Annotated in this window: 9 protein-coding genes; 5 read left to right on the top strand and 4 right to left on the bottom strand. The window is 62.0% G+C overall.

Features of this window, described 5'->3' with window-relative positions; all coding sequences use genetic code 11:
• The 4 genes from ASC93_RS20475 to ASC93_RS31490 form a co-directional block, all read right to left on the bottom strand.
• The coding region (locus ASC93_RS20475) for a XylR family transcriptional regulator (RefSeq protein ID WP_229412822.1) at positions 1-917 on the bottom strand (917 nt) is incomplete at its 3' end.
• Between the two features lie 319 nt (positions 918-1236).
• Entirely contained in the window at positions 1237-1365 is a 129-nt protein-coding gene (locus ASC93_RS30085) for a PEP-CTERM sorting domain-containing protein (protein WP_082548203.1), read from the bottom strand.
• A gap of 573 nt (positions 1366-1938) precedes the next feature.
• Positions 1939-3141: an AraC family transcriptional regulator gene (locus ASC93_RS20470; protein ID WP_056446671.1), complete on the bottom strand. Its 1203-nt coding sequence runs from the start codon at positions 3139-3141 to the stop codon at positions 1939-1941.
• Positions 3142-4101: 960 nt separating this feature from the next.
• The gene (locus ASC93_RS31490) at positions 4102-4485 is read right to left on the bottom strand and encodes a hypothetical protein (protein ID WP_162251925.1); all 384 of its coding nucleotides are present in this window, start codon (positions 4483-4485) and stop codon (positions 4102-4104) included.
• Positions 4486-4494: 9 nt separating this feature from the next.
• Here ASC93_RS31490 and ASC93_RS20460 point away from each other — a divergent pair, with 9 nt between their 5' ends.
• From ASC93_RS20460 to ASC93_RS20445, 5 genes are all read left to right on the top strand, one after another.
• On the top strand, positions 4495-6825 hold the full coding sequence (locus ASC93_RS20460; protein ID WP_229412811.1) for a sialidase family protein: 2331 nt from the start codon (positions 4495-4497) through the stop codon (positions 6823-6825).
• A gap of 79 nt (positions 6826-6904) precedes the next feature.
• Positions 6905-7486, top strand: a complete 582-nt coding sequence (locus ASC93_RS20455; protein WP_056446665.1) for a hypothetical protein — start codon at positions 6905-6907, stop codon at positions 7484-7486.
• Positions 7487-7545: 59 nt separating this feature from the next.
• A complete protein-coding gene (locus ASC93_RS30995; RefSeq protein ID WP_157202040.1) occupies positions 7546-8031 on the top strand; it encodes a hypothetical protein in 486 nt (161 codons plus the stop codon).
• Between the two features lie 444 nt (positions 8032-8475).
• Positions 8476-10788 (top strand): dockerin, encoded by a 2313-nt coding sequence (locus ASC93_RS20450; protein ID WP_200958373.1) that lies wholly within the window; start codon positions 8476-8478, stop codon positions 10786-10788.
• Between the two features lie 317 nt (positions 10789-11105).
• The gene (locus tag ASC93_RS20445) at positions 11106-13985 is read left to right on the top strand and encodes a glycosyl hydrolase (RefSeq protein ID WP_162251933.1); all 2880 of its coding nucleotides are present in this window, start codon (positions 11106-11108) and stop codon (positions 13983-13985) included.
• Positions 13986-14157 lie beyond the last annotated feature (172 nt).

The raw sequence follows: 14157 nt of genomic DNA, 5'->3' as shown, positions 1-14157 counted from the left end.
GTCTTGATGCCCTGGCAGGCATACTGGCGGATGAAGTGGCGCGCCCGCATCACGTTCGGATGCTTGATCAGCTGATACTGGCTGGACGCCTGCACCTTGATGCCGGCCGGCGGCACCACGATCGGCGTGGTCGGCGGGCGCATCCCGCGCAGCATCTGCTCGATCAGATTGGCTGCCGCGCGCCCGATCTCCTGGGCGCCCTGGACCACGGAGCTGAGCGGTATGCGGGTGAGCTTGCGCACCAGCGGGTCGTTGTCGATGCCGATGATCGCCACCTGTTCCGGCACTTCGATGCCGGCGATGACACAGGCCTGCAATAGCTGGCGTGCACGCGCATCCGATACGGCGACGATGCCGACCGGTTTGGCCAAGCTGTGCAACCAGTCGATCTGCCCCTGGACCGCCTCGTCCCACGAATGGATGCTGGTTTCGCGGCCGCGGAAGATCTCCGCTTCCAGCTGGTCGCCCTGCATCAGGCTGCGGAAGGCATTCTCGCGCTCCTGCGCCCAGCGGTTTTTCTCGGTGGCGGGAACGCTGAACATGGCGAAACGCTGCAGGCCGACATCGATCAGGTGCTGGCGTGCCAGTTCGATCAGCTTGAAATTGTCGGTTGCCACGTAGGGCACACCGGCCGGGTAGTTGGCCGGGTCGGCATAGGAACCGCCAACTGCCACCACCGGTACGCTACAGCGCGACAACGCTTGTGCCACTGCCGGATCGTCAAAATTGGCGATAATGCCGTCGCCCTGCCAATGCTCGATCCCAGACAGGCGCAATTGGAAATCTTCTTCCACGAAGATATCCCAGGCCGCGCGCGTATTTCCAAAATATCCGGCAATGCCGGCGATGACTTCGTGATCGAAGATCATGTTCGCTTTGAATAACAGCGCGATCCGGTGTACTTTGGTCGTCTTCATTTTATTTGTATGGTTGAAAGCATTTTCGAAAAAAACAATCACAGCCGCACTTGCGCATACAAAAACCGGGGGCAAGATCGTCTCTCCATCCTTTATTTTTATTAAGAACATCCCGCTTGCAGGCAACTGGCCCTGCCCCAATTCAACCATCGCACACCCCACAAGAACGTCGCGGATGGGTTCCCGCTAGTCCTGCCAGGCAGCGCCCGGTATCCGATTCCAAAAAAAAGGGGCAGCCAAAGCTGCCCCGTAAAAACCACCGCGGAACCCCGCCGTGGAGGAGAGCAAAAGGGTGTGAAGGCCAGGATTGACGCGATCTTCAGCGCGCAAACCTGCGCCGCCCTGCCACCAGCGCCAGCAGGCCAATCCCCAGTATCAGCTGGGCGCCGGGCTCGGGCACCGTGGCGGCCGCGGTGGCGGTGAAGTCGTCCATCTTCTTCAATTGCATTACCGTCTCCCTTATATTTATCTTCCAACTTGCAAGCTGCGACGATCAGCGGGCACACGTCTAAAATCAATTTCCTCGACGCATTTCTTGATATATGAGGAACATTTTCCACCCGACAATTTAGTGGACTGCAAGGCCTTTCATCATCCTGCAACCAGCAACGCACACATTCTTGCGTCTGCGGCCGGAGGTCGGTAGCGGATTCTGGCCCACGTCTCAAGCATAGGCAGTTCCTCGTGCGCAACAATATCGCTGCCACGAAATTTCTTTTGCCAACGGTAGAAATCGCAAGAAATTTTCACCACGGTGAAAATCCGCCGTGGCATCTGGCGACAGGTCGGGCAAGCGGGCCGGAAAAAGTGGCCGCCGTGCCACGGTCCAATCGTGGAGCGGTCGTGGATAGCCCGGAAGAATGGGAACGTGCAAGGGGTGGAACGGCGGGCGCACCCCTGGCAGGAGCGCGGGACCGGCAACCGTTCAGCCGGGAGGTTCAGGCTGAGTGGTGGGGGCGAGCCGGATCAGGCTGAGTGGTTGGAGCGAGCGAGATCAGGCAGAAGGTTGGGATGGGGCGGTTCAGGCGGGTGATTCTGACGGCGCGCTGTCGGCGGGCTGCTCATGCTGCTGCTGGGCGGCAAGCATCCGGAATTGCTTCGGCGAGCAACCGAATTCTTCCTTGAACAGCTTATTAAAATAAGGAACACTCGAGTAGCCAACGAAATACGCGATTTCCGACACGGCGGCGCCGCTTTTCTCAATCAGCATCCTGGATGCTTCAGTCAGCCGCAGTTTATTCAGGTAACCGGTGAATGTCATGCCGAGTTCGGATTTCAGCACATCATTGATTTTATAGCGGGTCGCGCCGGTCCCTTGCACCACCGTGTCCAGGTCCAGCTTGGGATCGGTATAAGAGTTGCCGATATACCGCAAGACCGACGCCTTCTCCTTGTCCTTGTACGGTTCGACGGTTAACTGGCGATAGGCCACCAAGGGCAAATTCGTTTTCATTTTTTTGTCGACACTGGCCAACAGTGCGCGGGAATGGGCCCGAAAAAACCAAACACCAAATGCCACCCAGCCACCCAGGATCATGACCACCAGCACGGCCAAATAGCGGTAATCGCGGCCATGCAAAGTCAATTCGCTGATTTCAATAGAGATATCGACATCGCGTGGCGTAGCAGCGGTGGCGCCAAACATGATTTTCCCGACCTTGTCCAGTTTAACGACCTGACGCCCCAAGTCCTCCTTCATCGATGCATACCACCATTCGGGAATAAGCAGCCGGTCCAGGTCGAGCGTCACCGCCATGCCTTGTTCATTGCACGAAAAATACGTTCTAGGTGGAATGTAAGTCTCGAACTTGTTTAGCTTGGAGAATTTTTCATCGAAGACGGACACCTCGAACGACAAGGCAGTGGCCAGCGAACATTTGGCAACGAAGGAAATGGTATGGAACTTCGACCAATCCTCCTGGATAAGCCGTCCTTTGCCGTCCTGGAGTTTCAGGTCGCCGGCGGAAATCGGATACGCGACCACGTCCTCCAGCTTGAAGTCGAAGCGCAGCCGGTCATCCGACATGTCGTGCAAGCGCACTGACGGCACGCCGCCAATTACCACATTGGAATACGTTCCGTAACGCCAGCCGGAGCCATCTTTATGCGCCTGCCGCAACGTCTTTGTCGGGAAGGCCATGTAAACAAAAAAAACCGCCAGCAGCGCGTCCACGACGAGCAGGAAAATCAGCGCCAGCAGCGCCTTTTTAAAGAACTCTTGCATATAGATACTTATTGAACTATCTCGGGGGCCGCGCGGCTTGACTGGTACGGTCCCAGAATCATAACAGGCGAGATATGTACGGTCCCAGTATTTTTGCGGCGGACCGAGCTAACTCCGGCGGGGTGCTAGTCGTGCTGTCTCATAAAAATCTGTTCTTGAGCGAGTTATTGCCTAAACTAAAACATTGCGTAGTCATGGAGGGCGAAAAATGGTCCAACCAGGCAACCCGATCCGGCTCGTCCTCACCGCTCAGCCTACACACCACGGGCGAACCGCCGATTTTCACCGTGGCTGGCATTGCTTGCAAATCCGGCGGTTTGCAAGAACTTCGCTTGCCGGCGATATCGTTGCCCGTGATGGACAGCCCATGCTTCAGACGCGGCGTAGCGCGACTTCCCCTGCCGCAAACGCGCAATAAGGGGGCAGTTGCGCCGTGAGCGTTTGCTGTCTTCCCGATTGCGCTCACATGGTCTTCATATATCAATCTGCGAGGTGCATTGGGACGTGCTTTTGCCAGATCGCGGGCGAGCGCCGGGATCCTGGGTGACGACCGGCGCACCGGCCGGAGAGCGAGGACACTGGCGGGCGAGCCGCCGCAGCAGCAGCCAGGCCCAGGGCCTGTAAGAGCACGCCTGGGATGGTGCGAGGTCGCACGAATGGTATCCAACGGTTGGTACTCCATTCTGCGCACTCCCCGTGCGTGCCGCAATTCTCCAAATCACCAATGCGCCCGGTCATTTTTCGGCCGGCGGGGCCAACAAACCGGTCAAGCAGGTGCAGCGCCGCTACCGGCATACCGTTCGTCCTCAGGGCCGCCGTCGACCATGAAATTTGATTCGCATTGTTGGTGATCTGGAAGTATCGCCGCCGCGGCGTAGCGTGCAATATGCGCATCAGCTGGATACATTCCGATAGATTCGAAGCCAGCCGATATCGTCAGCGAAGGAGGCATTGCGATGGTCAACAATAAAGGACGCGCCAAAGCGCCTGTTCTTCCTGCGCGACGCGCAGCCCGCCGGCTTCCCGATGCCGTTCCAAGACCAGGTGCTCGGCAACCGCACTGGCGGTGGGAATTGCCGCGACCATTTTCGTCGTCGAGGCCGACACCATCCTGAACAATCCGGGCGTGTCCTTGGCCGAGCCCTTGACGGCCTGAAGTGCCAGGTCGAAAGGACGCACGCCCGCATTGGCGCTTTTCTGAATTGCCCATGCGACAGCGCGACTTGCCGGCTTCCGGCCAAGCGAGCACTGAAAAGAGCGGCCTCCTGCCGCCACACCTACAAGACCCGATTCATCATCCTTCTGGAGACAAGTATGTACAAAAAGCAAAACAACAAGATTCACCTAATCGCCATGAGCAGTATCCTGGCAACCCTGCTGGCCGGCTGCGGCGGCGCCGACAATGCCTCGCCGGCAGCGCAGGCACCGGTTTTGGCGGCCACCATCAAGACGGCAACGCAAGCCCGATGGATGAACGTGAAATACGGGGGCGGCGGCTACGTGCCCGGGCTGATCTACCATCCGACCAGCCCGGACGTCCTTTACGCGCGCACGGACGTGGGCGGCGCCTACCGTTGGGACGCCGCCACCGCGACCTGGCTGCCGATCACCGACGGCTTGCACGTGCGCGACGGGTTTTACCATGGCAGCGAGAGCATGGCCCTCGATCCGAACGACGACCAGCGCGTCTACATGAGCGCAGGCATGTACGTGTCGGACAAGGCCGACGCGCGCCTCTATATTTCCACCGACCGCGGTGACAACTGGACCTACGTTAACCTGCCGTTCTCGGCCGGCAGCAACAGCCCTGGCCGCGCCGTCGGCGAGCGCCTGATGGTCGATCCCAACGATCCGACGATCCTGTTCTACGGCACGCGCACCCAGGGCCTGTGGAAGAGCGCCGACCGCGGCCAGACCTGGCAGCAGGTGAGCTCGCTGTCGTCGACCAAGATGACCCAGGACCAGATCAGCGCGGTGCACTGGAGCGGCGTGGTCGGCGTCGCGCAGGTGATCTTCGACACCTCGACCAAGGGTACCGGCAGCGCCACCCAGACTATCTACACGGCCGTGGCCCCGGACTATGCATCGGTGGCCGGGATGACCTTCAGCATGTACAAGACCACCGATGGCGGCGCGACCTGGAACGGCATCGCCACCCCTGCCGACACGGCCGGCATGTACGTCCCCCACATGGTGCGCAACAAGGACGGCATGATGTACGTCGCCTTCACGAAGGACACCGGCCCCGGCGCCGCCGGCCCGTCCAGGCTGTACAAATTCGACGGTACCAACTGGACTTTGCTGAAGAAGTATGATGCCGAGCAATGGGTCAACTTCGGCATGGGCGGCCTGTCGGTGTCGGGAACTGGCGCCACCACCCGCATCGCGCTCGGTGTCACCAATTCCTGGGGCAACTGGGATGGCCAGCCTGTTGTGCAATTGTCCGACGATGCCGGCGCCACCTGGCGCGAGATTTCCGCCATGGCTCCGCACACGGGTACCGAAATGTGGGCCGGCTGGACGGACGACGTCGAGATCGACCCCAACGATCCCGAGCACATCATGCACGTGAACGGCGGTGGCGTGTGGGAAACGAAGAATGCGTCGGCGGCCAAGCCAAGCTGGACCAGAAAGGTCGACGGCATGGAGGAAACCGCCACGCTGTCGCTGATGGCCGCTCCGCCGGGCGCCTCCTACCGTCTGCTCAACAGCTCGGGCGACATCGGCATGAAGGTCTATACGGAACTCAACAAGACGCCCACACTGGGACCGGTTGGCTTGATGAACAACGGCATGAGCGCCGACATGGCCTGGTCCACGCCAAGCTACATCGCCGCGATCGGCACCAGCACCTGGGACCACCCCACCGTGGGCGGCGCCTATTCCACCGATTCGGGAGTGACCTGGACACCGTTCGCGGGCCACCATCCGCAAGGATTGACCAATCAGAGCGATCTGTCGAACGTCGCGGTCACCAAACCGGGCAACATCATCTGGACCCCGAACAATGCGGTGCCGGCCTATAGCACCGACAACGGAACGACCTGGACCATGACCGACCTGCCGGCTGTCGATCCGACGCCGTGGATATACCGCGGTTACAAGGTCGTGGCCGATCGCAAGAATCCGAACAAGGTGTATGCCTACAATCCGGGCGGCGCATGGTGGGCGAAAGGGTCCGAGACGCAGCACTTCTACGCCTCCACCGACGGCGGCCATACCTTCACCGAAAGCGCCGCGTTCAAGCTCGCCAGCGATTATGTGACCGACCTCCCCAGCGTGTCGATCGCGGTCAATCCGAACGCGGAAGGCGATATCTGGGTCGCCGACGGGCGGGCCGTCATGCACTCGCTCGACGGTGGCGTGACCTGGACCAAGCTGAGCACCTTCGCGCCATTCTGGGGCGCCAACGCGACATGGTCGTACCCCGAATTGTGGGGCGCCACCTCGATCGCGCTGGGCAAGGCACCGCTTGGTTCGAAGTCGTCGGCCTCGGTGTATGTGGTGGGCGTGGTCAACGGCGTGTGGGGCGTGTACGCCTCCGACGATGGCGGCGTGACCTGGCGCCGTTTCAACGATGACAAGCACCAGTACGGCGGTATTGCCCAACTGGCGGCCGACCAGAGCGTGCCTGGGCGCTTGTACATGGCCGGCAGCGGCCGCGGCGTCCTGTTCAGTTACTAAGCGCCCGTCCCGAGCGCCAGAGCCACGGCTCTGGCGCCCAGGCTGTACTTCATCAATTACACCCTATTTGGAGCATTACATGAAATTTAGAACCATCATCGCCGCTGTCGTCCTGTGCTTCGCCGGCAGCGCCAGTGCCGCCGTCCTGACCTTCGACAACCTGACCAACTTCATGTACGGCGACGGTTACCCGCTGGCGGCCGGCATGGCCTACAGCGGCAAGGACCTGACCTATGTGGAGTCGGGCTTCCAGGTCACCCTGCACGCGCCGAACGCGGCGTCCGACGCGGCCCATATCGGCGACGGCACGTATGATCCGCAGACCTACAACTGGCACGACGGCTTCGAAAACGGTATCGGTTCGTACCTGACCGTCAGCAAGGTGGGCGGCGGCGTCTTCAATCTGCTCGGCTTCGATTTCTACACGGACGGGATGGACATGTCGATCAACGGCCTGCTGACCGCCCACCTCGAAGGCTACGACAGCTGGAGCACGGCGCTGAACGGCATCACCGAGCTGCGCCTGGGTTCCGGCACCTACAACGAAATCGACAACCTGTCCGTGGGAGCTGCGAGCGCCGCCGTTCCCCTGCCGGGAACCCTGCCCCTGCTGTTGGGCGGCCTGGTGGTCGGTGCCCTGGCGCGCCGTCGCCGGAAATAAGCGGCTGGGTGCGCCGCGCGGCAATCTCATGCGACACAGGAATGTGTTGACGAATTGCCGTGCGTAAGCAAGGCGCACGCACCGCGCATCGCGGTGTGATTTTTCGATTGTTTTCTCTTTTACCCCTTGCTGTTGAAATCGATGTCGTGTCCGACGCGATCCGGGCGCCGGCAGCGCCCGCACCTCCGCCAACGGTAGAGACCGTGGCCAGCGCCGCTGTCAAGACCCCTGCCACCGCGCCCAAGCCGTTCGACGAATGCGCGGAGGCATCGGATCGGCATATGGTTGCCGAACTCTATCGCCTGTCGCGGGACTTTGCTTTGTCGGACTTCGGCAGCGACAGCGATATGCAGGGCATGGTCGAGCGAGCTTTCGCTAGTAGGTCTCGTGGAAAATCGTTGACGACATCAAGGAAATCCCGCATACCGTTTCGCCCCCAGGGCCGCCGTCGACCACGAAATGAGATTCCCTTTTTTGGTGATTTGGATGTATCGCCGCCGTGCTGCAGCGCGCAATATACACATCAGCTGGTGATATTTCGATAGATCCGAAGCCAGCCGATATCGTCGGCAAAGGAGACATTGCGATGGTCAACAATAATGGACGCGATAACGCGGCTATTTCTTCCTGCGCGACGCGCAGCTCGCCGGCGCCCCGATGCCGTTGCAAGCTTGCGTGCTCGCCACCATCGCTGGCCGTGGCAGTTGCCGCGACCGCCTTCGTCTTCGAGGCCGACGCCATCCTGAGCAATCCGGCCGTTTCCCAGGCCACTCCCTGGCGGCCTGAAGTACCCCGGCCGAACGGACGCGCGCGCCCGTGTACCCCGGTCGCGTTGGGCTTTATGCAAGCTTGCCCTCAACGACAGTAAGTTTCATAAAGATTGTCTGCGTCTACTGACGCATGCTGCCCCGCGCCCGCCGCGGTGCGGCATGCGGCATCGGCGATCGCCGCCTTTTCACAAGACCCATAAACAATAACGGAGATGTGCAATGAACGATCCATGCAAGAAGTTGCTTCGGAATATCAAGTTCCTCATGCCGGTGTTGCTCGCTGGTCTTGCTGCCGGCTGTAGCGGCGGTTCCAATAACGACGTCGCGCAGGGTCCTGCGCCGACTTACCTCGCCACCAGCACCGCCGTGGCCACCGGCTGGAGCGCCGTGAAGTGGGGGGGCGGCGGCTACGTCACCGGCATCCTCTACCATCCGACGACCCCGAACCTCCGCTACGCCCGCACCGACGTGGGCGGCGCCTACCGCTGGGACCCGGCCACATCGTCGTGGACGCCGATCACCGACGGCCTGGGTTTCGAGGAGAACGATACGAATTTCCACGCCGTGGAGAGCCTCGCCGTCGACCCGACCAACGACCAGCTGCTCTACCTGGTCGCCGGTAACAAGTCTGACAAGAACGGCCGTATCTATATTTCCAGCGATCGCGGTAACCACTGGACTTGGGTCGCCCTGCCATTCCCGGTGATGGGCAACGGCGGCGGCAGGGCCATGGGCGAACGCCTGCAACTGGACCCCACCAATCCGTCGACGATGTTTTACGGGTCGCGCACTGCCGGCCTGTGGAAGAGCGCGGACTCGGGCCACACCTGGTCCCGGCTCAACCTGGGCAGCGTGACGATGAGCGGCAGCGCGATCGGCGTCGAGAAAGTCATCTTCGACAACTCGAACGTGGGTGGCGGCCAGACCACCTGGATCATCTATGCCGCCGTCGCCCCGGACTACGCCAACGCGGCGGGCCTGACGTCGAGCCTGTACAAGTCGACGAATGGCGGTTTCTCGTGGACCCCGGTCACGGTCCCGACCCCAGCGACCGGCTACTACATCCCGCACATGGTGCGTTCCACCGACGGCACTTACTACCTGGCATTCAACCAGAATGCCGGCGAGGGTGTCACCGGCCCCAGCTATCTTTACAGGTACGTGCCCTTCAACGGCACCTGGACCCAGCTCAATAGCTCAACCAGCGGCGGATTCGGCGGCGTGTCCATCTACGGAAGCGGGTCGACCACCCGCATCGCGCTCGCCATAACCGGCTGGGCGAACACGACCCAGGAAATCCAGCTGTCCGACGACAACGGCGCCACCTGGCGCGAAATCGAGTTCGGCATGGGACATACCCCAACCGCCAACGATACGAGAGGCTGGAACGACGACATCGAGATCGATCCGTTCAACCGCGACCACATCGCCCACCTCGGCGGCTCCGGCATCGTCGAGACCTGGAGCGCCTCGTCGGCCACGCCGTGGTGGAACAACCTGGTTCCCGGCATGGAAGAAACCGCCACCCTGGCCCTCTCTACCCCGCCAGCCGGCGCGCCGTACAAGCTGATCGATAGCGGCGGCGACATCGGCGCCTGGGTCTATACGGACCTCACGACGAAGGCGACCAAGGGCCCCATGTCCACATTCAGCAATGGCACTTCGGCCGACATGGCGTGGTCCGACCCGCTCTACATCGCCACCTCGGTGCAAGACAATGCCCCCCTCCCCCACGTCGGCAAGGGCTTTTGGTCCGGCGACGGCGGCACCACCTGGGCGGCGTTCGCAACGCTGCCTCCCGGCGCCGCGGCCAACCCGGGCGACCCGTCCAACCTGATCGTCACTGCGCGCAACAACGTGGTCTGGGCGCCAGGCGATTCGGTGCCGTCCTATACCACCAACAATGGCGCAAGCTGGACCGCGACCAATCTGCCTGCCGTGTCGAATGTGAACGGGTGGGTTCACGCCTACAAGCTGAAGGCGGACCGCAAGAACCCGAACAAGGTCTATGCCTATGACAACGGCGCCCAATGGTGGGGCAGCGCGGGCAAGGTGTACGTATCGACCGATGGCGGCCACAACTTCACATTGAGCCAGGGCTCGGTGGCGGCGAATATGCACGCCAACGCCCCGTTTAACTCCTCGATGGAGGTCAACCCCAACGCCGAGGGCGACATCTGGCTGGCCGACGGCAACTCCCTGTTCCACTCGCTCGATTCGGGCGCGACCTGGACCAAGCTCAACAACTTTGCTTCGGTGGGCGACCTGAACCAGCCTACCCTGCATGGCGCGAAGACGGTCGCGCTGGGCAAGGCGGCGCCCGGTGCCACCTACTCGGCCGCGGTCTACGTGGTGGGCACGATCAACGGCGTGTGGGGCCTGTACCACTCTGACGATGGCGGCGCAAGCTGGGCGCGCTTCAATGACGACGCGCACCAGTTCGGCGGCATGGGCATGATGGCGGGCGACTGGAACACCTATGGTCGCGTCTATGTCGCTGGTAACGGCCGGGGTGTGCTTTACACCAACTGAGTAGTTGCGGCTGAAGCGTCTGGAGGCGGATCTGCGCCACCGGCAAATGTTCTGCGTCGATGGTGAACCGCCGACGCAGAATTGCGTTCTGCTGGCGCAGCAGGCATTGGCTCTCCTTGCACTGTAACGATAGCAAAATTACGCAACGGCACCCCCGACTACACCGTTTGCGAACCACCCGTTACCGGACCGGCGACAGCCCGTCCGAACGGACGATGCCTGCCCATGCCCGAGTCGTCCACAATGGAATTTCGGATGTTGCGGGTACGCCTCCCGGCTGTCGCGAATCCGGCCAACCCATTCCACCGGAGACCCAGATGGCTTTGACTCGCCGAAACTTCCTATCATCGCTGACGGCCATGGCCGGAGCGTCAGCGCTGCCGTTGGGCGTGGCGAGGACGGCTGACGCCGGCAAAACTTATCGACGGTTGTTTGCACATCCACCGGTGCTTGCGAAGCCATGGGTGCGCTGGTGGTGGCCAGGCGGCGCTGTCGAGGACGGCGAACTGCGCCGCGAGATCAAGCTCTTGAATCTGGCCGGCTTCGGCGGTGCGGAAATCCAGGCTTTCAATCCCGGCATTCCCGGTCTGAGCAAGGACGAACGTGCACACGTCAATGACTACGCCAACGCCGCATTTTTCTCCCACGTGGACACGTGTGCCGACGAGGCGGATCGACAAGGCCTGCGCATTGATCTGACGTTCGGTTCGGCCTGGCCGTCGGGCGGCGGCTTCGCGATTACCCCTGAGCTCGCGCTGCTCGAACTGACGCCGGCCGTTACGAGCGTGCAGACGCCGCTTGCCGCTCCAATCCGGGTCAGGATCCCGGGAAACACCCGCAAGATGGGCGCGCTTTCGCCGCTCGATGCGCGCGCAAAGGATCCCCGCGCACAGGACTGGCGCGACCGCATCGCAGCACGCGAAAAGCTCATAGCCGTCGTTGCCATCCGGAGCGGCGCGCCGGTCCTCGAGAACGACAAGACCTTCCGTGCATCCGTAGTCAAGGCGGCCGGCAAGGTCGTCGACGGCAACGTCGAAGGCATCGTCGTGACCGAGAAACTGCGGCCGGACGGCATTCTCGACTGGGTCCCGCCGAGCGACGGCGAATGGCAGATCGTCGTGTTCAAGCAGTTCGTCGTGGACAGCCCCGTATTGGCCGGCGTGGGCGAAGGGCCGCAACTGGTCCTCGACCATTTCAAGCGTGCCGCCTTCGAGGCGCACGCGCGCCGCGTCGGCGACCCGCTGGCGCCGGACGGCAGGCCGCGGCACGCACTGCGTGCAACGTTCATCGACAGCCTGGAACTCATGCCAGATCTGTACTGGTCCGAAGACCTGCTGGCCCAGTTCGCGGCACGGCGCGGCTACGACGTCACTCCCTACCTGCCCCATCTGCTGCAGCCCGGCTGGATGGAGTCGTGGAATCCGCACGTGTCTTTACCTTATTTCGATGCTGGCGATACGGGTGACCGGATCCGGGCGGACTACCGCCTTACCCTCTCCGAACTGATCATCGAAAACTTCTACCAGCCTTTCGTTGAGTGGAACCACCGCCACGGCCTGCTGGCACGAGTCCAGGCACACGGTGCGCCCGCGGACCTGCTGAAGACGTACGGTCTGGCCGACATTCCGGAGACCGAGGACCTTGAGGGCACCGGGAACCCGCATTTCCTGCGGATGGCGCGTGCTGCCGCAAACCTGTACGGGCGCAAACTGGTGAGTTGCGAAAGCCTGTGTTGGCCCCTGAAGTCGTTCGAGATCACGCCAGCCCAATGGCAAGCGCGCGTGAACCTCTTGTTCGCAAGCGGTGTCAACGCGATCGTCATGCACGGCTTTCCGTATGCACTGCACAGGGATACCTGGCCAGGCTGGTATCCGTTCGCGCCCAGTCCCTTCCTGCCGGGGTTCAGCAGCATGATCAACGAAGCGAATCCTCTCTGGAATGCGATCGGCACACTCAATCGCTACATCAGCAGCATGCAGGCGATCCTGCAAAACGGCGTCAACGTCGTCCCACTGGCCGTGTACCTGGCCGACAGCACTTATTTCCACGGTATCGAACCCGACACGACCGATGCGTTGCTGGAGCATGTGCTGGGCATCGGTTACGACTACGACCGGATCAATGACGACAGCATTGCGAAGAGCCACGTGGCCGGTCGCGCCCTCGTGACGCCGGGCGGCGCCAAATATGCGGCGCTCATCCTGCCCGCGCGGCCTGCGTTGACGGCGACGTCAGCGGCCAAACTTGTGCGATTTGCCGAGGCCGGACTGCCAATCTTTTTCATCGATCGGCCACCATCGCACGCGGCAGGCTATTTCGACCACGCGGCGCAAGACCGCATCGTCAGGGACGCCGTGCAGGCCGCATTGAATGCTGGCGCGCGCATTACCCGCACCGACGCGCTTGCCGACACGCTACGCCAGGCGCGGGTCCGGGCCAACCTGACGTTTACCAGCGCGCCCTGCCTGTTCATCGAAAAAGCGCTGGATGGCCGCACCGCGTATTTCCTGCACAATCCGAAGGCGGAAGCGCGGACCGTCAGTTTCACTACCCGCGCGTCCGGCTATCCGGAACTGTGGAACGCGTACACCGGTGAACGGACCGGATTACACACAAGGAGCAGGAAGGGAGAAAGCGAGATCCAGGTCGATCTCGCAGCCGGCGCCGCCGCCCTGGTCGTCTTCGCCGACCATCGCCTGCCCGCGGCCGCGTCCTGGATACGGACGGATGCGATCGACCTGACCGCCGGACGATGGACGCTGGACGTTGATGGCCATGGCCAGCACGGACGCGTAGTACGCCACCAGATGACGCTCGATCGCCTGCGCGACTGGCAGGCCGTTCCCGCGCTTGCCGACGTCTCCGGCCACGCCACCTATCGCATCGAGGTGACTCTGCCCGCCACGTGGCTCGAGCCCGGCAACAAGGTCGTGCTCGATCTTGGCGCAGTACACGACATGGCGATCGTGACGGTGCGTGGCAAGCAACAGCTCACGCTCATTGCGCCTCCGTTCGAGGCCGACATCACGACCATGCTGCGTCCGGGACTGAACCAGCTGCAGATCGGCATCTTCAACAGTCCCAACAATGCAATGATCGATTCGAAGAAGCCTGGCCTGAAGAACCTGAAGCCGCAGCCTGCGGGTTTGCTGGGGCCGGTGAAACTGGTACGCAAGCAGCGCCGGCCCACACCGTGACCGGGCGGGTGCCGGCGCGCCGAAACGGCCGTCGGCACCGCGATTCAACGTCGCCGCGCTTCGGCCCGGCGCCTCATCGGATCGTCCGGCACGATACGAGCGTCGAACCTTCCGTATTCGTTCGGGATGGTGGATATCGATCGTTCATGGAACGCGGCGCCAGCCAGATGCT

This window comes from Massilia sp. Root335 (assembly GCF_001425685.1).
GTDB classification, from domain to species: domain Bacteria; phylum Pseudomonadota; class Gammaproteobacteria; order Burkholderiales; family Burkholderiaceae_D; genus Telluria; species Telluria luteola.
This window is presented reverse-complemented; position numbering and strand designations above follow the sequence as displayed.